The organism is Ruegeria sp. CE9 (assembly GCF_056537425.1).
Map to the genome: position 1 here is coordinate 95,971 of NZ_JBQFRO010000012.1, position 19,110 is coordinate 115,080.

Here is a 19,110-nt window from a genome sequence, read left to right on the forward strand (position 1 = left end):
TGGGCCATGAAAACACTGTCACTTATTCCCGCATTGCTGGCGCTGTCCGCCTGCGCCCCGGGTGGTGCAAACGACTCAGCCGAGGCCGACCTGCAGGCCAGTTGCGAGGCTTTGGTGGGGGCTGAAACCGGCACCGGACCAGACGGCGTCAAAGCGATGTCGACCCAGTCCAGCCCGACAGGCTCGGTCACCAGCGTATTTGTAGCCGGGGCGGAAGCACCGTGGCTCTGTCGCGCCGACGCGACGGGGGTTGTGACCGGGGTGGAATACAGCCGCGAGGGCTGAGCCCGCTGCCCAAGTCGTAGCGGTGGGTCAGACTGGCGAATTGCGCGGGCTGACATATCTCAGGTTCAGGAGGACGCCACTATGTTCAAACACATCATGGTCCCGATCGATCTGCACATGCCACCTGAGGTCAAGAAGGCCACCGAGGTTGCTGCGCAATTGGCCAAATGGCAGGATGCCAAGGTTACCATCGTCACGGTCACTGGCCCGCAGCCTGGGGATAGCAAGCTGACAACAGACGCGATCGCCAAAGAATTGCAGACCTTCGCCAGCGAAATTGCGATGCAATGCGGCACACAAGTGGACACGCGCAACATTCACTCGGTTGATGTCGCGGTCGAGGTTGACCGGGATCTCACCCGCACAGCCGAAGAGATCGGGGCCGATCTGATCGTCGTCGGCACCCACGCGCCCCGGATCACAGACTACATCCTGTCGAGCCACGCGGGATATCTGGCCAAACACGCCAGCATGTCGGTCTTTGTGGTGCGCTAGGCCTCGTCTGAGGGCAATTCAACCTCAAGAAACCGTTCGAACGCGTCCAGATTGACCGGCTCGAATTGTCCAAACCCCTGCATCCACACCGACGCGGCGCGCAGGGCGTCAGGTTCCAGCTTGCACCATTTCACTCGGCCGCGTTTTTCCTGAGAAATCAGCCCCGCCTTGGTCAGGATCACCAGATGTTTCGAAATCGCGGCCAGCGACATCTCGAACGGTTCCGCCACGTCGGTGACGGCCATGTCGTCCTCAAGCAACATTGCAAGGATGGTGCGTCGAGTGGGGTCGGCGAGGGCGGCGAATACGGTGTCGAGATCATTGGACATATTCCTAACTCACCGCATAACCCCGGCGGGTCAAGAGCCAGCTTTGAAGAACGGAGTTTCCGGGCGCCCTCCGATTGTGGCCCGCTTCCAGTAGAAGCCGGGGTCAAACTTGATCTCCATCCCATAGCCGCCCCAATGTGTGAGCATGGCGTGGATCACCAGTCGATACGAGGCCTGACTGGACTGTTCAGCCAATTGCCACCCGGTCGTATCGCGGCGGAACAACCGGCTGCGGTGAAGGTTCTCAACCCAGCGTTTTCCGGCAGGGCGTCCGATGCGTCAATTCCAGATGGCGATGTCCATTTCATCAAGATGGCGGGTCTTGCCTGATAACACTCATCCCGATCAAACTGGGATACCATAGCGCCCGAATGGGCGCGCCGAAGCTCATCAATAACGGGATCTCACTGTCCTTGCGTGCGCATGAAAAATGACAAGCCCCCGACGTTGCCGGACAGCTGATCAAGTTGCCAGTAGTCCTCTCTTTGGTCGGGTATGAATACCACTTCAGCCCCTGCAGCCAGTAATTCACGGCAGCGAGTGCTGCATTTGCCGATGCGGCGGGTGCCCAACAGTGCAATACGACTTTCCCCGAAGGCGCCATCCCAGCCCGTGTCTTGCGCCAGCATCGCTTCGGCTTCAGCTTTGGCAGCGGGCCGCAGGACATATTCGGGCAAATGATAAAACCCGATGCAAATCGCAGCACCAAATATCCATCCAAATGAAATCCCAGCCAAACGACCTGCGGCCTGGGTTATCAGCAAGATTGCAATTGCGGCCGCAATTGTGGGCAAGGCAAACAGAAACAACGTGATTGGCAACCCGATCATGCTGATTGCGGCAACCAGCGCGATGGTTTCGCCAAGCTTGGTGTAGCTGAGAATCGACAGGCACAAGAGAATGCCCAGAAGAATGGCCTGTTTTTTGATAGGGGTCGTCACAATCGGTACCAGAAATCTCATTCCGAACATCTGTCTGCAAAACTGGGCGACAGTTTGGCGCTGGGAGAGCAAAGCTAAACTCAACCAAAAGGTTGAATATGCAGATTCAGGCCCATTTGCTCAATCCACAGTTCTTGCGCCACGAGGCTACCAAGCGAGGTTGAGATTTTTAGTATAAAAATCTTACACTTACCAGCATATATCCTGCGCGCTTAACGCCGTTGACTCTGCGCCCTCAGCCCCTTAGCACCCTACCCAAGACTGTGCGAGGGAAACGCCCGTGACCGATGATGACCAAAAGCAGCGTATGGCGCAGCTGGAGGCCAAGATCGAAGCGGCGAAAAAGGCCAAAGCGCCCAAGCCCCGCGCAGATGCTGACGTATCCGGGGGCGAGCTTGCCTGGAGGATGGTCATCGAAATGGTATCCGGTCTGGGGATCGGATTTGGCATCGGATACGGGCTGGACAGCCTGTTCGGGACAATCCCGATCTTTCTGGTGCTGTTCACATTGCTGGGCCTTGTCGCGGGCGTGAAGGTTATGCTCCGCAGCGCGAAAGAGGTTCAAGAGAAACAAGCGGCAGCGACGGCTGCCGAGAAGGACGAGAGGGACTGAACGTGGCAACTGAGACCACCGCAGCAGAAGGCAGCAGCCTGGTTTTCCACCCGATGGATCAGTTCATCGTTAAGCCGCTCTTTGGCGACGGTGCGATTGCCTGGTACACGCCCACCAACGTGACCCTGTGGCTGTTCCTGGCGATTGCGGCGATCTTTGCCCTGCTGGTGCTCAGCACCTCGAAGCGTGCGATTGTTCCGAGCCGGATGCAGTCGGTGGCCGAACTGGCCTATGGCTTCATCTACAAAATGCTGGAAGACATCTGCGGCAAGGAAGGCGTCAAGTACTTCCCCTATGTCATGACGCTGTTCATGTTCATCGTCTGCGCGAACTTCCTGGGCATGATCCCCATGTCCTTTACCACAACATCGCATTTCGCCGTGACCATCCCGTTGGCTCTGTCGGTCTTCCTGACCGTGACCGTGCTGGGCTTTGTCAAAAACGGTGCCGCGTTCCTGGGCCTGTTCTGGGTTTCCAGCGCACCGCTGGCGCTGCGCCCGGTTCTGGCGATTATCGAGCTGATCTCGTACTTCGTACGCCCGGTCAGCCACTCCATTCGTCTTGCCGGTAACGTCATGGCAGGCCACGCCGTGATCAAAGTGTTCGCAGGCTTTGCCGCAATTGCCGCGATCTCGCCCGTGTCCGTTCTGGCGATCACCGCAATGTACGGCCTTGAGGTCCTCGTGTCCTTCATCCAGGCCTACGTATTCACCATTCTGACCTGTGTATATCTGAAGGATGCGCTGCATCCGTCGCACTAAGGTCCGATACCCCAACATCGAAACTTCCAATTCGTAAGGAGATACATCATGGAAGGCGATCTCGCACACATCGGCGCAGGCCTGGCAGCAATCGGTTCCGGCGCAGCCGCAATCGGGGTGGGCAACGTTGCAGGCAACTTCCTGGCCGGCGCCCTGCGCAACCCTTCGGCGGCTGCTTCGCAGACCGCAACCCTCTTCATCGGTATCGCGTTCGCAGAAGCCCTGGGGATCTTCGCATTCCTGGTCTCGCTGCTGCTGATGTTCGCCGTATAATCTGCGGAACCTGATCCTTACGCGCAGGTGGGTCCAAGCCATAGCGGCCCACCTGTTGTAAAGACAAGTTTCCGACGGAGGATATCATGGCGACTGAACCCATTACAGAAGAAGTAGCCGGCTCGTGCGTCGACTCCTATGGCTCTGCCATCGGGATGCCGCAGCTCTGCTTCGATTGGTTCCCCAACCAGATTTTCTGGCTGGTCATCACGCTGGTCGTCATCTTTCTGGTCCTGTCCCGCGTGGCTCTGCCTCGCATCGCGGCAATCCTGGCTGAACGTCAGGGGACCATTACAAACGACCTGGCTGCGGCCGAAGATCTGAAGGCCAAAGCGGTCGAGGCCGAAGAGGCCTATAACAAAGCGCTGGCCGATGCCCGTTCTGAGGCGCAGCGTATCGCAGCGGAAGCCCGCGCCGAAATCCAGTCTGGTCTGGATGACGCGATTGCCAAGGCGGATGCGGAAATCGCTGCAAAGGCGGCTGAATCGGAAAAGGCAATTGCCGACATCCGTGCCGGTGCGCTGGAAAGCATTCAAGTGGTTGCCAAGGATACGGCGGCTGAACTGGTCACTGCACTGGGCGGCGAGGCGGATGCCAAAGCCATCAACAGTGCCGTAGACGCGCAGACGAAAGGATAAGTGACATGCGGAACACTCTTGCCCTTATCCTAAGCGTTGGCGCAGCCAGCCCTGCGCTGGCCGCAAGCGGCCCGTTCTTCTCGCTTGGCAACACCGACTTTGTTGTCACTCTGGGCTTCATCGTCTTCATCGCGGTCCTGTTCTATTTCAAAGTCCCCGGCATGATCGGCGGCGCTTTGGACAAGCGGGCCGATGGCATTCAGTCTGAGCTGGACGAAGCCCGCGCCTTGCACGAAGAAGCCCGCAGCCTGCTGGCCTCGTATGAGCGCAAGCAGCGTGAAGTGCAGACACAGGCAGATGCCATTGTGGCTGCTGCGAAGGACGACGCCGCTTTGGCCGCTGAGCAGGCCAAAGCCGATCTGGAGAAATCCATCGCACGCCGTCTGGCGGCTGCGCAGGATCAGATTGCATCTGCAGAAGCCTCGGCTGTGAAAGAGGTTCGTGATCAGGCCATCACCGTTGCTGTTTCGGCAGCCAACGCTGTGCTGGCCAAGCAGATGACTGCCACTCAGGCGAACAAGCTGATCGACGCCGCCATCGCGGATGTGGGTGAAAAACTGCACTGATCATCAGGATCACATGATCTGAAAAACCCGAGGGCTGCGAGGCGCTCGGGTTTTTTTGTGTCCGGAATTATGATTTTCTCAGTGATCTGCGCCACGCCGCCACAAGCACGATCAGAGCGACCACGGCGATCAGGATCTCAACCTTGAACGTCCAATGATTGAGAAAAGACAGTATCCAATGAGAATGTGTCGCCTGTACCGTTACCAATGGGTAAGTGGCGTTCGATAACGGCCACAACCAGGCAACTTCACCCGTGATTGAATCCAGCAACAGGTGTACCAGACCGCCAGCGCAGAGGAAGGTTAGAAATGTCCCGACCCGATAAAACCATTGTCGGATCAACAGGCCCGCCAGCAGAAAGCCAGCCCAGATGATCGGGCGGTGGGTCAGATAAGAATGATGATGGTGCCCGCGATCATCAACCAGATAAAACCATAGGATATCGATATCGGGTGCGACGGCCCCGATCATCGCGGCTGTAAAAGCAAGTTTGCCAAGGATTGGCGCAGTAGCCCGGAATATCAGATAAGCCCCCGGCAGATGCCCGATGAACATCAAGCCTCTCCAGTCTCGTGCTTCAACCTTTGCTGGGCGATCTCTTCGTTGCGCAGGGCCTTCTGCTGATCGGCCATGCAGCTTTTGACAAAACTCAGATGATCCTCGACCGCCTGGCGTGCGCCCTTGGGGTCACGGTCCTGCAAGGCGGCGTTGATGGCGCGGTGTTGATCCAAAATGGCATCGCGTGTGGTGCGCTGTTGGAACATGATCTGGCGGTTGTAGAACACGCCCCGCCGCAACAGATCGAACATTGATCGCATCATGTGCAGCATCACCACATTGTGGCTGGCCTCGATGATCGCCATGTGAAACTGGGCATCAAGATGCGCCTCTTCCTCGGCTGCATTGCGAGCATGGGCGTCTTCCATCTTGTCCAGAATGGTCTGCACCACCTTCAGATCACTGCCAGAGCCCATGCGCGCGGCGCGCTCGGCCGCCAGCCCCTCCATATCGCGCCGGAATGAGAGATAGTCGAACACCGCCTCGTCATGATTACCGAACAACCGGATCAACGCGGGTGAGAAGGCTGATCCCAGAACCTCGGCCACGTATATGCCCGATCCGGCCTTGGCGGTCAGCAACCCCTGATCCTGCAGGTCCGCGATTGCTTCACGTAACGACGGGCGTGAGACGCCCATGCGCTCGGCCAGTTCCCTTTCCGAGGGCAGGCGTTCGCCGGGGCGCAGGATACCGCGCAGGATCAGCAACTCGATCTGGCGCACTACGGCCAAAGACAGTTTTTCGGTCTGGACTTTTTGAAAGGGCATGAGGCTAACACTGGAAATTGGTCAACTCACCTGACCACGATTGTGGGGGAGGATCAAGTCGCTCACGGAGATTGAAATATAAGGTCAGCATTATTGACATAAGTTGCTCTTTGCCTAATCTGCTGCGCAAGGGCAGAGGAGGCCCGCTGAGATGGATCAACTCTACGCCACCCGTACCTCCCGGATGAAAGCATCCGAGATTCGCGAATTGCTCAAGCTTTTGGGTGAGCCAGGTATCATTTCCTTTGCAGGCGGCATTCCTGACCCCGACCTGTTTCCGGCAGAAGCCTTTGCCGACGCGTTCCAAAACGCGCTTGGCCCGGATCAACAGGCGCAGGCGCTGCAATATTCCGTCAGCGAAGGCTATGCACCGCTGCGCGAATGGCTGGTCGGATACATGCGCGGGATCGGGGTGGTGTGTGATATCGACAACATCCTCATCACCTCGGGCTCGCAGCAGGCACTGGATTATCTGGGCAAGTTGTTCCTGTCTCCGGGCGATACGGCGCTGGTCGGTTGGCCCACCTATCTGGGCGCGCTCAACGCCTTTGACGCCTATGAGCCGCGCTTTGACCAACTGAGTGTCAACGGCAATCGCGACGCGGCTGAGTATCGCGACGCGGCAGGCGGTAGCCCGATCAAGTTCGCCTACCTCTCCGCCGATTTTGCCAATCCGACGGGTGAGACCGTCGACCTGCGGGGCAGGGAGGCTCTGTTGGATCTGGCCGACGATCTGGACTGCGCCGTGATCGAAGACGGCGCTTATCAGGCGCTGCGCTATGACGGCGACCCGATCCCGCCAATTCTGGCGTTGGAACAGGCCCGCAAGGGATCGATTGAAAACTGCCGCACAATCTATTGCGGAAGCTTCTCGAAAACCCTGTCGCCCGGTCTGCGTGTTGGTTGGGTGGTGGCTGCCAAGCCAGTGATCTCGCAACTGGTGCTGCTGAAACAGGCCGCTGATCTGCATTCATCCACGATCAACCAAATGGCCGTTCATCAAGTGGCGCGGGACCATTTCGATGCTCACGTCCCGAAGCTGCGCCGCGCCTATGCCGCACGCCGTGACACGATGCTTGGGGCCTTGGCCCAACACATGCCCGACGGCGTCGACTGGACCCGGCCTGAGGGCGGTATGTTCGTCTGGCTAACCCTGCCCAAAGGCACCAATGGGGCCGATCTGTTGGCCCGGGCTCTGGAAACGGTCAAGCTTGCCTTTGTCCCCGGCGGGGCGTTCTATCCGGACGGCACCGGGGCCAATACAATCCGGCTGAGTTTTTCCAACTCGGATGAGGACACAATCCGTGAAGGCATTCGGCGACTAGGCGAAGTGCTGCGCACCTGATCGGCGAAAGGTTTCGTTAACCATATTGCCGCAAGAACGGCGGTATGATCCGTCTGCTCGCCTTCCTGCTGCTGGCCGCCTGTTCGGGTGGCACTCCCTATTTCCGCGACTTGCCCGCGATGCGGGTCTCAGTGAATGGCAGCGTGTTTGACGTCCGCGTCCGCAACGAACTGGCCGAGGCCGTCCGCGTGAACGCTCAATACGCCCCGCGCCTTGGTCCGATCCGGGACAGGGCCGCATTGGCGATGGCGCAGGTCTCGGGCTGCCCGCTTCTGGATGTTTTGGGCGATGCGGCGATCACTGTGGGTGTGCTCGGCTGCGACCAGGAACTGGGGGAAAAGCTGATTTTTGGTGCACTCCTTCGCCGTCCTTATGAATGCATCGACTATGGATACTACGAAGATTACGGGTATCAGGTCTTTGAATGCGCGTCGTACTGAGATACGCGAAACCTCACGTAGTTTTGCCAAGATATTGTGGATAACTTGACCAATCATCCCATATCCTGCGCAATCACGTTGACACCTTGCCCATCCCTTGCGCAGACTTTGTAGTCAGAGGAATCATAACACGAGCAGCCATTGCGCTTTAGCAAACTCAAACTGACCGGCTTCAAAAGCTTCGTTGACCCGACCGATCTGATCATCGCGGACGGGCTGACCGGAGTTGTGGGTCCCAATGGCTGCGGCAAATCCAACCTTCTGGAAGCCTTGCGCTGGGTGATGGGCGAAAACCGCCCCAAATCCATGCGCGGCGGCGCGATGGAGGATGTGATCTTTGCGGGTGCCGCCACCCGGCCCGCACGCAACTTTGCCGAGGTTGTCCTGACCATGGACAACTCGGAACGCCTTGCGCCCTCAGGCTTCAACGAAAGCGACCAACTTGAAATCGTCCGCCGCATCACCCGCGACGTGGGTAGCGCCTACAAGACCAACGGCAAAGACGTCCGCGCCCGCGATGTGCAGATGCTGTTCGCCGATGCCTCGACCGGGGCGCATTCGCCCGCGCTGGTGGGGCAGAACCGCATTGCCGAGCTGATCAACGCCAAGCCCCGCGCGCGCCGCCGCATTCTGGAAGAGGCAGCCGGGATTTCAGGCCTCTATCAGCGCCGCCATGAGGCGGAACTCAAGCTGAAAGGCACCGAGGCCAATCTGACCCGCGTTGATGACGTGCTGGAACAGTTGGGTGGCCAGTTGGCGCAACTCGCCCGTCAGGCCCGTCAGGCCGCGCGTTACCGCGAGATCGGCGAGCAATTGCGCCAAGCCGAGGGGATGTTGCTCTATCGTCGCTGGAAAGAGGCCGACATGGCCCGCCAAGCGGCAGAAGAAAAGCTGCGCGACCGGATCACCGAAGCCTCACGAGCAGAAGCTGCCGCCCGCGAATCCGCCGCCAAGCGCGCTGAGATCGAGGAAACCCTGCCACCCCTGCGCGAGGAACAGGCCATCGCCGCCGCCGTCCTGCAACGCCAGAAAGTGCAGCGCGATCAGCTGTCGGATCAGGAAACCCGCGCGCGCCAGACGATTGAGACGCTGACCAACCGGATCCAGCAGTTGGGCAACGACATCGAACGCGAATCCGGCCTGAACCGCGATGCTGGCGAGATGATCGAACGGCTGGAATGGGAGGCCCGCGAGCTTGCCAAAGCCGCCGAGGGCTACGACGAGAAGGTCGCCGAGGCTGCTGAGATTGCCCGTGAGGCGGCGTCTGTACTGCAGGATCGCGAAGATCGCCTTTCGCAGGAAACCGAAGACATGGCCCGTCTGGTCGCTCGCCATCAATCGGCGCAGCGTCTGGTCGAGGACAGCCGCAAGACCCTCGCTCGGTCCGAGGGCGAAGAGGAAAAAGCCCGCGCCGCCGTGGATGACGCACGCAATGCGCTGACCCGCGCAAGCGAGGCCTTTGAGACCGCGCAAGAGGGCGAAGAAGAGGCCCGCGAAGCCGCTGAAGCAGCCGAAGAAGCGCTTGCCGCCGCCGATGAGCTGCGCAATGACACGCAGGCCCGCGAGGCTGAAGCCCGCGCCAAACGCTCCGAAGCCGAGGGTGAATTGGGCGCGATCCGGGCCGAGACTACCGCGCTGGCCAAGCTGGTCGAACGCGACACGGCTGAGGGCGGGCAGGTGCTCGACATGCTGCGCGTGGCATCGGGCTATGAAAAGGCACTGGGAGCTGCGCTGGCAGACGACCTGCGCGCCCCGCTGGTCGAAGGTGATGGCCCCTCGGGCTGGGTGCAGGTTGCAGGATATGACAGCGATCAACCGTTGCCGGAAGGCGCTGAGCCTCTGGCGCTGCATGTCTCTGGCCCGGATCGCCTGAGCCGCCGCATCGCGCAGATCGGTCTGGTTGATGGGGATCAGGGTGCACGGCTACAAGCTTCGCTGAAACCCGGTCAACGGCTGGTCTCGCGCTCGGGCGATCTGTGGCGCTGGGACGGGTTCCGAGCTTGGGCCGAAGATGCGCCAAGTGCTGCGGCCCTTCGTCTGGAACAGCTCAACAAATTGGAAGCGCTGAAACAGGAACTCGCCCGCACCGAGGCACAAGCCGACGGGGCCCGCGCCGCGCATGAGGCACTTTCGCAGCAACTGGCCGACGTGACTGAAGCCGACCGCCGCGCGCGCGAAGCCCGCCGAGCCGCCGATCAGCGCATGGCCGAAACCGCTCGGATGCTGAGCCGCGCCGAGGCGGATCGCAATCTGGCGCAAGGCAAGCTGGAGACGCTAACCCTCGCCGTCGACCGGCACAAGGAAGACGCCATGTCCGCCCGCGCTCAGTTGCGCGAGGCCGAAGCGGCGCTGACCGGGCTTGGTGACCTCGACAGCGCCCGTGCGCAGGTCGAAGATATCAAACAAACGGTCGAGGCGGCGCGGATCACCATGCTGACGCACCGTTCGACCCATGACGAGCTGCGCCGTGAAGGTGAGGCCCGCACCCGCCGCAGCCAAGAGGTCACCAAAGATCTTAGCGGATGGCGGCACCGTCTGGAAACGGCCGAAAAACGTATTTCAGAACTGGCCGAACGCAAGGAAAGTTCCGAGGAAGAACTATCTGAAGCCATGGCCGCCCCCGGTGAAATCGCCGAAGCGCGCGAGGAACTGAACGAGCTGATCGAAACCGCCGAAGCCCGTCGCGCCGAAGCTGCCGATAAGCTGGCCGAGGCCGAAACCCAGCAGCGCGAAGTTGTGCTGGCGGAACGCGAAGCAGAACGTCTGGCCTCGGAAGCTCGCGAAAGCCGGGCGGCGGCTGAGGCGCGCTGTGACGCAGCCAAGGAAAGCGTGGTCGCAGCGGCGGAACGGATTGCCGAGGATCAGCAACTGACGCCAAACCAGTTGCTGAACCAGCTCGACACCAACCCCGATCAGATGCCCGCTGCTGACGCTCTGGAAGCAGAGGTCAATCGCCACAAACGCCAGCGCGATGCGATGGGCGCGGTGAACCTGCGCGCCGAAGAGGACAGCAAAGAGGTTCAGGAAGAATTCGACACGCTGAGCGGGGAAAAGGGTGATCTGGAAGAGGCGATCAAGGCCTTGCGCAGCGGCATTGCCAGCCTCAATCGCGAAGGGCGCGAGCGTCTGCTGACCGCGTTTGAACAGGTGAATTCGAACTTCGCAATGTTATTCAAGCATCTCTTCGGCGGCGGTGAAGCCAATCTGGTCATGGTCGAAAGCGACGATCCGCTGGACGCAGGGCTGGAAATCATGTGCCAACCACCGGGCAAAAAGCTCTCGACCCTCAGCCTGCTGTCGGGTGGAGAGCAGACCCTGACCGCAACCGCGCTGATCTTTGGCGTCTTCCTCGCCAACCCGGCCCCGATCTGCGTGCTCGACGAGGTCGACGCGCCGCTGGACGACGCCAACGTCACCCGCTTCTGCGACTTGCTGGACGAGATGTGCCGCCAGACCGACACGCGGTTCCTGATCATCACCCACCACGCGGTTACCATGGCGCGGATGGATCGGCTGTTCGGCGTGACCATGCAGGAACAAGGCGTCAGCCAACTGGTTTCGGTCGATCTCAAGAAGGCCGAACAGATGGTCGCCTGAGCGATCACTGCAACGTTATGACCCATTCGAAGACAGCCGGGTTAGGGTAGCGCATGACCCGATTTCTGATCCCATTGCTGCTCTGTGCCTCACCGATTTCTGCCGCCGAATGGGCCACCAAACCCGGAGACAAGCCGCTCAACCCGCAAGAGCTTGAGGCTTTGGCGGGCCAGACGCTGACATTCTACGATGACGGGCAGTCCAAATACTCGGCCGGAGGGGCCTATTCCTATACCTATGCAAGCGGCGAATCTGCCTTTGGCACCTATTCGATCGCCGAAGACGGCAGCATCTGCATCGCCTATCGCAACGGGTTCAGCCGGTGCGATCTGTTTGTGCGCAGTGGCGAGCGGCTGATTCTGATTGATGAGAAAGGCGACCGTTATCCGGTGCGGCCCGAATGATTGGCGTAAGTGACTGCGAGCTTCTTGCTTCAATGGCGGCTTTGCGGGACTTTTCTGCCGTTGGTCAATTGCATTCAAAAAGCTGCTCTCGGCACCTAAGCGGAACTTCGGCAGTTTTGACCGGCCTAAGAAAACAATCTACGTTTGTGCCAGAAAATGCTTCGGTTACAGGTCTCCCTGTGCCTCCCGCCACCGATCACGCCCGATACTTGGCAAGTTCATGCCAAACCAATTCAACCGCGGCAGACGTGTTCTGCGATTTGCGCGCGGCGCAAATGTTCCATGTAAGGTTCTGTTTCATCGACACGGGTTTGACAGCCTTTGCACGGATTAGCTCTGCGAATGTGTCCGGCCTCCCTCCAACGATAAATTCAGGCTCTGCTAGCAGCCCAGTCAGGAGGTTGTAGTCGTCGCATTCGATATGCGGCTGCGCATCAACCTTTTTAACCGCCTCCGCACCGCCGCCAAGCGCTTTAGTCAGAGCGGCTTTCCAATGTTTGTGGAGATGGGGCGATGCAAAGGGAAAATCGAAAATGCCTGCCATAGTTTGCGGGCCGAGCTGGTGAATCTCATGATCTCGATGAGCAACGAACTGGATGAGTTGTTTCTCCATCACAATGATCTCTACATCTTCTGCTTCAGGTGTGTAGGTCAGATCACCGAGGAACACGTCGAATTCCCCTGCCTGCAATAAATCCAGCGGGCGCGCGTAGGCACTCACCAGAATTTGGAAGCGCAGGTCAGGCATTGTTTTTCGGACGGCCCGCAAGACAGGCAGGATCAGGGTCCTTGTCGTGAGCGGCCCGCAACCGATCAGCAAAGTGCCCGGACCGGCTTCGCGCAATCCGGAAACACGGCTCGCATAGCGGTCCAGGTCTTCACGTAACGCCTGGGCGATTGGCAAAAACGCCTGCCCCGCGCGTGTCAACGTGCTGCTATTTCGGCTGCGATGGAACAAAACAAGTCCCGTGTGGTCCTCAGCCTGCCCGACATAGCGGGACAACGACGCGTTGGAGACACCCATCGCACGAGCAGCGTTTTGGAAACTGCCGGTTTCAGCCAATGCGAGAAAGGCGGTCAAAGCGTTTTGGTTCATCCTACGGCCTAAATGTTTCAGGTTTTGTGTTTTAGTTTTCACAATATGAAATCATGGTAAAGCACTGTTGCGACAAGAAAGTCTCAATCGATATCCCTGATGGACCCTTCGGTATTCCCACCATCGAATCGTCTTCCACGTCCACAGAGGTAACAATGTTCATTCTTCGATCTATTGCGGTTTCCGCCACGCTGGCCACGGCATCAGTCGGTGCCATGCCGGTTTTGGCCGAAACCGAGCAACCCAATATCCTTGTCATCATGGCCGACGATGTCGGCTGGGCCAGTCTTGGCAGCTATCATCAAGGCGTGAAGAGCATCCAAACCCCCAATCTTGATCAGCTGGCCGCTGACGGCATGCGTTTGACGGACTATTATGCCCAGCCAAGCTGCACCGCTGGGCGATCCGCCTTTATCACCGGACAATTGCCGGTTCGCACCGGAATGCACACAGTCGGCCTGCCTGGAGACCCCGAAAAAGGTCTGAGCGAAGATGATCCGACCTTGGCCAATATGCTAAAAACTCTGGGCTACACGACCGGGCAATTTGGCAAGAACCATCTAGGTGATATGAACAAATTCCTGCCAACGGTGAAGGGTTTTGATGAATATTGGGGCTGGCTCTATCATCTGAACGCGATGGAATACACATCCGACCCGGACTGGCCGAAAGATCAGAAATTCAATGACACGTTTGGCCCTCGGAACATCATCCACGCGTATGCCACGGATACAGTCGATGAAACTGTGGACCCGCGCTGGGGTCTTGTTGGCAAGCAACGCATCATCGACGATGGCCCGGCCCCGCCTGAACGGCAAAAGACGCTGGACAACGAGGTGACAGCCCACACGCTGGACTTCATCAACCGCGCAGTCGACAGCGATACGCCGTTCTTTGTCTGGATGGCACCGGCGCGGGCGCACGTCTGGACGCATCTGAGCCCCGAATACGAGGCCATGCTGGGCGAAGGGCGCGGTTTGCAGGACGTCGTGATGAAAGAGCTGGACGACAACGTAGGCAAAGTCATGGCGCGGTTGGACGAACTTGGCGTCTCAGACAACACAATTGTTGTCTTTACGTCTGACAACGGCCCCGAAACCATGACTTGGCCCGACGGTGGAACAACGCCGTTCCATGGCGAAAAGGGCACAACATGGGAAGGCGGCTTCCGCGTCCCAGCCATCATTCGCTGGCCCGGAAAAGTCCCTGCCGGAACAGTGAGCAACGGTATTTTTGCCGGACTTGACTGGATGCCCACCCTCGTCGCTGCTGCCGGAGGGCCCGAGGATCTGACTGGATCATTGCTGGATGGCTACCAAGGCTATCAGGTGCATCTCGATGGATATAACCAACTGTCTTTCCTGACTGGTGAGGGCGAGAGCAACCGGGACGAGATCATCTACTACGAAGGACCGGACCTGCAAGCCGTACGCCATGGTGACTGGAAAGCCCATTTCACGATCCAATCCGAAGGCTGGGCTGGCCCCAAGGAGGAACTGAACGCACCCCTGCTGTTCAACCTGCGTCGCGATCCTTACGAAAAAGCGGCCGAGGAATCCGGGATGTATACCCGCTGGATGGGCAACAAGATGTGGGCATTTGGGCCGGCGGCTAAAATCGTTCAAAACCATCTTTCTACGTTCAAGAACTATCCTCCACGGGGTTCGAACGTCACCAACCGAGGTCACGTTGAAGAACAAATCTCGACCGAAGGCGGGATGTCACAGTAGAAATCAATTCACGGGAGGCACCAATCCTTGCCTCCCGATCCTAACAAGAACTCGCGGGATACACTTGCCGACAAAGGACCGCTTATGAACCAAGATTTCATTTGGACCTAGAGCAGCATTGGTAGGTTTGGGCTCAAAGCCGACCTCGATAGCGGCCTGTCACCAAATCTCCAGTTCCAACCACTACGATTGTTGCGCAAGCTCTCCCAGACGGACTACCCCAACCACTCATCCGGCACAGCGATATCGGGTCGCTTCGAATGATGCGCCACGTCCAGTTGGTGCGGAAGCGTCGAAATCGGGCGTGGCTCTTTCACCCGGTCATTGCGGATGAATGTGGCCTCAACGACCCGGGGGAACTCGACCCCTTCGATCACCATTGAGCCGGACGCGTTGTTGGTGTGCAAATGGGCACATGTGAAATTGGCGCCGATCAATTCATATAGCGGTTTCGCTTTCTCGAAAAAGCGCGGCTTGGTCAGGATCGAGGGGATCCGGTGTAGCTCGATCACGATGATCCGGAACCGGTCGAGCAGCGCGCTAGGCAGGGTCTCAAAAACCGGGTATTCAGCGGCTTCGATGTCTATCTGCAGCATCAGATCCCCAGTCTCGGGCGCATGCTGCGCCATCCAGTCCTCAAGCGAGATCGTATCGCCTTCAGTGCGCGGGCCGAGAAACAGTTTCGAGAATGTCGCGCCGGGGATCGCCTCGGCGGGCCCATCCACCGAGGCATCGGCCATGATTGACGGAATGCCCCATTTGGCCAAATCAAGCTCAAAGCTCGATTGCCGGGAAACGCCCGGTGAAAAGCAGGCTTTGATCCCGTGCAGATCACTCGGCACCAGATAACCGCCATCGCCAAAGGCACCAATCCGGATCAGCGGGTGCCCCACTTCAAATGGGCGCAGAACATCGGCAAGCAGTTTACGGCGATCATCGATTGTCATGGAATGAACTCAGGGGGTTTCGGGCGCTGCGGCCAGCCTAGAGAAATGTCCAGTAGGCCGCAAATGGTAGATGGCGATAAGGGGGACGTTACAGCCGACCAAGCAGGTCAGCCGTTGGCCATGCATCCGCTGGCAAGCCCAACCGCGCCTGCTCGGCCTGTACCGCCGCCCGCGTGCCGGCCCCGAGGATGCCGTCAATCTTACCCACGTTGTAACCGCGCGCCTGCAGCTTGGTCTGCAGTTGTTTCATCTGCGCACCGTTCAGCCCGGGTGCCGGGTTGCCTGCGTTGTAGATCTGCGCGCCTTCCAGCCGTGTGCCGAAATACGCGGCGGTCAGGACATAGACAAAGCTTTGGTTCCATTCGAAATAGACGTCGAAATTCGGATAGGCGAGGAAGGCTGGCCCCTTGTGGCCTTGCGGCAGGATCAGCGAGGCGGGCAGGTTGGCCAGCGAACCGCTGCGTGGCTGCACACCCATCGCCTGCCACTCTGAGATCGGGCGCGGTTTTCCGGGGCCGGACAGGGACCAGTCCATCTGTGCGGGCACGATGACCTCTTGCAGCCAGGGTTGACCCGGTTGCCACCCCAGATGCGACAGCATCTTGGCCCCCGACATCAACGCATCAGGTGCTGAGGTTTTCAGAGAGACCTTGCCGTTGCCATCCCCATCCACGCCGTTTTCCAAGATATCGCGCGGCAGCATTTGCACCATGCCGATCTCACCCGCCCATGCACCGGTGGTGCGAGCAGGATCGAAATTGCCCTGTTGATACAGCTCGATCGCGGCAAAGATTTGCGGTCGAAACAGTTCGGGGCGGCGGCAATCATGGGCCAGCGTTACAAGCGCATTGCGGGTGTTGAAATCGCCCTGAAAAGAGCCGTAATCGGTCTCGAATGCCCAGAACGCCAGCAACACGCCACGCGAGATGCCGTATTCCCGCTCGATCTGGTCAAACACTGCATCGTATTTCCCAGACATGGCCTGCCCGCGGTCAATCCGGTTTTGCGAGATCAGGCGACGCGAAAAATCGATGAACGGTTTCTGGAACACACCCTGCGCCCGGTCGGCCTTCAGCACAGCACCGTCCTGCTGGACGCCTTGGAAAAAGCTGTTGACGGTGGATTTGTCGAACCCTTGTTGAACGGCCTCAGCCTTCAACCCATCGACGAAGGGATTGAACCCGCCGCCGCATTGGGCAAAGGCGGGTGCGGCGAATAGGGTGGCGGCGACAATGCCGGAAAGAAAACGCATGGGTTTGATCCGTCAGAAAATGAAGTTAAGCCCAACCCACACCGACACGAGCCCAAGCGCAAGCCCCCAGACCTGCCAGAGTATGTCTGATGCGCGAAAAACCTCTGCTGCGTCGATATTTTGCCGCGCATTTCCGTTCACCCAGGCAAGATCCCGCATCTTTCCGTCATAGCTGCGCGGCCCGGCCAGCGCGATATCCAGCGCCCGGGCCATCGCGGCCTCGGGCCAGCCTGCATTGGGTGAGATGTGGCGGCGGGCGTCCGCCACCATCTCGGCCCAGCGGGACCATTGCCCGGACAGCGCCACGATCATCACAAAGGTCAAACGCGCCGGGATCAGGTTCAACGCATCATCCAATCGTGCCGCAGCCCAGCCAAAGGCGCGATATTTCTCATTGCGATAACCGATCATGCTGTCAGCGGTGTTGACCGCCTTGTAGACCAGCAACCCCGGCAGACCTGCGATCAGAAACCAGAAGGCGGGGGCGATCACCCCGTCGCTCAGGTTCTCGGCGGCGCTTTCGATGGCGGATCGGGCGACCTGCGCCTCGGTCATGTCCCGCGTATCGCGCGAGACAATCATGGCGACCTGCGCGCGCCCTTCAGCAAGCGAGCACAGCAGTCCTTCACCCACCGCGCGAACATGGGTGACAAGGGACTTTTGCGCCAGATGGATGGCGCAGATCACGATCTCGGCGATCGGGCCCAGCAGGGCCAGCACGCGGCCCAGTACGAATGCGGCCAGTACCAGGACAATCACCGCCAAAACGCCTTTGAGACGACGATGCGCCCCATGGTTCAGTCGATTGTCCAGCCAACCAATCGCATTGCCCATCAGGACTGCAGGGTGGCGGACGCGCGACCACAGCCAATCCGGCTCACCCAATGCTGCGTCCAGACACAGGGCGCAGACCAACAGGAACGCCGTGCTCACAGCGCGGCCTCCAGTCGTGTCCAGCCTTCAGCAGGCGGTAATCCAAGGCGCAGGTAGGTTTTGGAATAGGGGAATATGCGGCTCCAGATATGTGCCTGTGCCAACCGGTTCTGCCAAACGGCGGCATCGTCTACGTCATAGAGGCGGAACAGGCTGGTGCCGCCGATCAACCGCGCACCTTTAGCCGTTATAAGCTGATCCAGCCGTGACGCTTCATCGGCCAGGCGCACCCGAGTCTCTTCGGCCCAACCCGTGTCGCGCAAGGCCCGCGCGCCGATCCGCAAAGCGGGGCCAGAGACCGCCCAGGGGCCGGTCAGATCATTCAGCCTTGCGATCAGGTTCGGATGGCCGATTGCAAAGCCCAGCCGCAGCCCAGCCAGCCCCCAAAACTTGCCAAAGCTTTTCAGGACGATCACCCCGGGCCGCTCCGCCAGATGGATCAATGAAGCGTTGGGGATCACGTCGCAAAAGCTTTCATCAATCACGGTCAGCTGGGCATTGGCATCCGCTTCGTGCCAGTTGCGCCCATCGGGATTGTTGGGGTGTACGATCACCCGCGCCTCAGTGGGTCCAGTGTCCTGCACCGTCCAGCCCTGCGCGGTGAATGCGGCGGCATGTTCGTTGTAGGTGGGCATCGTGATTTGCACTCGGCTCGTCGGCGCCAGCGCCGGAATGCGCGCGATCACGGCTGATGCGCCGGGGGCAGGCAGTATCTCGGCCCCGTCCGGTACGTTCCAAAACTTGCGCGCTGCCTTCGACAGGCGCTCGAACGCGCCATGATCCGGCAGTTCCATCCAGTCCGAGGGCTGCAGGCCAGAGACGTCATACGGGTGCGGGTTGATCCCGGTCGACAGGTCGATCCAATTCCTGCGCGCACCGCCGAACCGCGCCATCGCGCCATCCAGCCCGCCGCCATGATCGCGCGCTGCCCGTGGGTTCAATCTGTCATCTTGTCCAACCATCAGTCCCAGCCGGAATCGTTCATTTCAGCTGCTTCAAGCGGATTTTTGCCGTTCACACAAGCGAATCCGGGTGTTCACGGCCCTGTGCGGGCGCTGTTAACACTTTGTTAAGGAAATCGCGTGATCACGGACAACAGGGGTCGGCACCACTCACCCATATCACGTGCCGAGGTTGTT

The 19,110-nt window shown here is 59.4% G+C and carries 22 protein-coding genes; 12 read left to right on the forward strand and 10 right to left on the reverse strand.

All coding sequences use genetic code 11. The annotated features are described in order from the left end of the window. The first annotated feature begins 6 nt into the window (after positions 1-6). The gene (locus ACR0B3_RS19475; RefSeq protein ID WP_170686631.1) at positions 7-285 is read left to right on the forward strand and encodes a hypothetical protein; all 279 of its coding nucleotides are present in this window, start codon (positions 7-9) and stop codon (positions 283-285) included. 81 nt (positions 286-366) lie between these two features. Continuing rightward, positions 367-780, forward strand: coding sequence for a universal stress protein (locus ACR0B3_RS19480; protein WP_480810501.1), 414 nt, complete (start codon positions 367-369; stop codon positions 778-780). On the opposite strand, the gene ACR0B3_RS19485 is transcribed toward ACR0B3_RS19480, so the two are convergent. The 3 genes from ACR0B3_RS19485 to ACR0B3_RS19495 form a co-directional block, all read right to left on the reverse strand. Continuing rightward, positions 777-1,109, reverse strand: a complete 333-nt coding sequence (locus ACR0B3_RS19485) for a metalloregulator ArsR/SmtB family transcription factor (protein WP_170686633.1) — start codon at positions 1,107-1,109, stop codon at positions 777-779. The genes ACR0B3_RS19480 and ACR0B3_RS19485 overlap by 4 nt on opposite strands. A gap of 30 nt (positions 1,110-1,139) precedes the next feature. After that, a complete protein-coding gene (locus ACR0B3_RS19490) occupies positions 1,140-1,304 on the reverse strand; it encodes a hypothetical protein (protein WP_480810502.1) in 165 nt (54 codons plus the stop codon). Positions 1,305-1,513: 209 nt separating this feature from the next. After that, positions 1,514-2,071 (reverse strand): hypothetical protein, encoded by a 558-nt coding sequence (locus ACR0B3_RS19495; RefSeq protein ID WP_480810503.1) that lies wholly within the window; start codon positions 2,069-2,071, stop codon positions 1,514-1,516. Between the two features lie 259 nt (positions 2,072-2,330). Between ACR0B3_RS19495 and ACR0B3_RS19500 the strand changes: the two genes are divergently transcribed. The 5 genes from ACR0B3_RS19500 (at position 2,331) to ACR0B3_RS19520 (ending at position 4,901) form a co-directional block, all read left to right on the forward strand. Beyond that, positions 2,331-2,663, forward strand: a complete 333-nt coding sequence (locus tag ACR0B3_RS19500) for an AtpZ/AtpI family protein (protein WP_170724522.1) — start codon at positions 2,331-2,333, stop codon at positions 2,661-2,663. A gap of 2 nt (positions 2,664-2,665) precedes the next feature. Continuing rightward, positions 2,666-3,424, forward strand: a complete 759-nt coding sequence (locus ACR0B3_RS19505; protein WP_170686636.1) for a F0F1 ATP synthase subunit A — start codon at positions 2,666-2,668, stop codon at positions 3,422-3,424. A 48-nt stretch (positions 3,425-3,472) separates the two neighbouring features. Then, complete coding sequence (locus ACR0B3_RS19510) at positions 3,473-3,697, forward strand: F0F1 ATP synthase subunit C (RefSeq protein WP_005981269.1); 225 nt, start codon at positions 3,473-3,475, stop codon at positions 3,695-3,697. Positions 3,698-3,783: 86 nt separating this feature from the next. Continuing rightward, the gene (locus tag ACR0B3_RS19515) at positions 3,784-4,335 is read left to right on the forward strand and encodes a F0F1 ATP synthase subunit B' (protein ID WP_170686637.1); all 552 of its coding nucleotides are present in this window, start codon (positions 3,784-3,786) and stop codon (positions 4,333-4,335) included. A gap of 5 nt (positions 4,336-4,340) precedes the next feature. Next, entirely contained in the window at positions 4,341-4,901 is a 561-nt protein-coding gene (locus ACR0B3_RS19520) for a F0F1 ATP synthase subunit B (protein WP_170686638.1), read from the forward strand. A gap of 67 nt (positions 4,902-4,968) precedes the next feature. Here ACR0B3_RS19520 and ACR0B3_RS19525 read toward each other — a convergent pair whose 3' ends face one another. Together ACR0B3_RS19525 and ACR0B3_RS19530 are read right to left on the reverse strand one after the other, a co-directional pair. Next, positions 4,969-5,457 carry a metal-dependent hydrolase gene (locus ACR0B3_RS19525; RefSeq protein WP_480810504.1) on the reverse strand — a complete coding sequence of 163 codons (489 nt, stop codon included), beginning with the start codon at positions 5,455-5,457 and terminating at the stop codon, positions 4,969-4,971. Further along, positions 5,457-6,227, reverse strand: coding sequence for an FCD domain-containing protein (locus ACR0B3_RS19530; RefSeq protein ID WP_170686640.1), 771 nt, complete (start codon positions 6,225-6,227; stop codon positions 5,457-5,459). The genes ACR0B3_RS19525 and ACR0B3_RS19530 overlap by 1 nt, the downstream gene beginning before the upstream one ends. Positions 6,228-6,378: 151 nt before the next feature. Between ACR0B3_RS19530 and ACR0B3_RS19535 the strand changes: the two genes are divergently transcribed. From ACR0B3_RS19535 to ACR0B3_RS19550, 4 genes are all read left to right on the forward strand, one after another. Further along, positions 6,379-7,572 (forward strand): aminotransferase-like domain-containing protein, encoded by a 1,194-nt coding sequence (locus ACR0B3_RS19535; protein ID WP_480810505.1) that lies wholly within the window; start codon positions 6,379-6,381, stop codon positions 7,570-7,572. Positions 7,573-7,616: 44 nt separating this feature from the next. Further along, positions 7,617-8,012, forward strand: a complete 396-nt coding sequence (locus ACR0B3_RS19540) for a hypothetical protein (RefSeq protein ID WP_480810506.1) — start codon at positions 7,617-7,619, stop codon at positions 8,010-8,012. A gap of 141 nt (positions 8,013-8,153) precedes the next feature. Next, positions 8,154-11,609: a chromosome segregation SMC family protein gene (locus tag ACR0B3_RS19545; RefSeq protein ID WP_480810507.1), complete on the forward strand. Its 3,456-nt coding sequence runs from the start codon at positions 8,154-8,156 to the stop codon at positions 11,607-11,609. Positions 11,610-11,662: 53 nt separating this feature from the next. Continuing rightward, positions 11,663-12,013, forward strand: coding sequence for a hypothetical protein (locus tag ACR0B3_RS19550; protein WP_170686644.1), 351 nt, complete (start codon positions 11,663-11,665; stop codon positions 12,011-12,013). Positions 12,014-12,209: 196 nt separating this feature from the next. Here the strand turns inward: ACR0B3_RS19550 and ACR0B3_RS19555 are convergent, their stop codons facing one another. After that, complete coding sequence (locus tag ACR0B3_RS19555; RefSeq protein ID WP_480810508.1) at positions 12,210-13,109, reverse strand: LysR family transcriptional regulator; 900 nt, start codon at positions 13,107-13,109, stop codon at positions 12,210-12,212. Positions 13,110-13,264: 155 nt separating this feature from the next. Here ACR0B3_RS19555 and ACR0B3_RS19560 point away from each other — a divergent pair, with 155 nt between their 5' ends. Next, a complete protein-coding gene (locus ACR0B3_RS19560; RefSeq protein ID WP_480810509.1) occupies positions 13,265-14,839 on the forward strand; it encodes an arylsulfatase in 1,575 nt (524 codons plus the stop codon). A 215-nt stretch (positions 14,840-15,054) separates the two neighbouring features. On the opposite strand, the gene ACR0B3_RS19565 is transcribed toward ACR0B3_RS19560, so the two are convergent. The 4 genes from ACR0B3_RS19565 to cobD form a co-directional block, all read right to left on the reverse strand. After that, on the reverse strand, positions 15,055-15,786 hold the full coding sequence (locus ACR0B3_RS19565; RefSeq protein WP_480810510.1) for a class I SAM-dependent methyltransferase: 732 nt from the start codon (positions 15,784-15,786) through the stop codon (positions 15,055-15,057). Between the two features lie 88 nt (positions 15,787-15,874). After that, positions 15,875-17,038, reverse strand: a complete 1,164-nt coding sequence (locus ACR0B3_RS19570; protein WP_480810511.1) for a lytic murein transglycosylase — start codon at positions 17,036-17,038, stop codon at positions 15,875-15,877. Between the two features lie 12 nt (positions 17,039-17,050). Then, positions 17,051-17,971, reverse strand: coding sequence for an adenosylcobinamide-phosphate synthase CbiB (cbiB, locus tag ACR0B3_RS19575; RefSeq protein ID WP_480810512.1), 921 nt, complete (start codon positions 17,969-17,971; stop codon positions 17,051-17,053). Then, entirely contained in the window at positions 17,968-18,933 is a 966-nt protein-coding gene (gene cobD, locus ACR0B3_RS19580) for a threonine-phosphate decarboxylase CobD (protein WP_480810513.1), read from the reverse strand. Before cobD ends, cbiB begins: the two co-directional genes overlap by 4 nt. Positions 18,934-19,110: the final 177 nt, after the last annotated feature.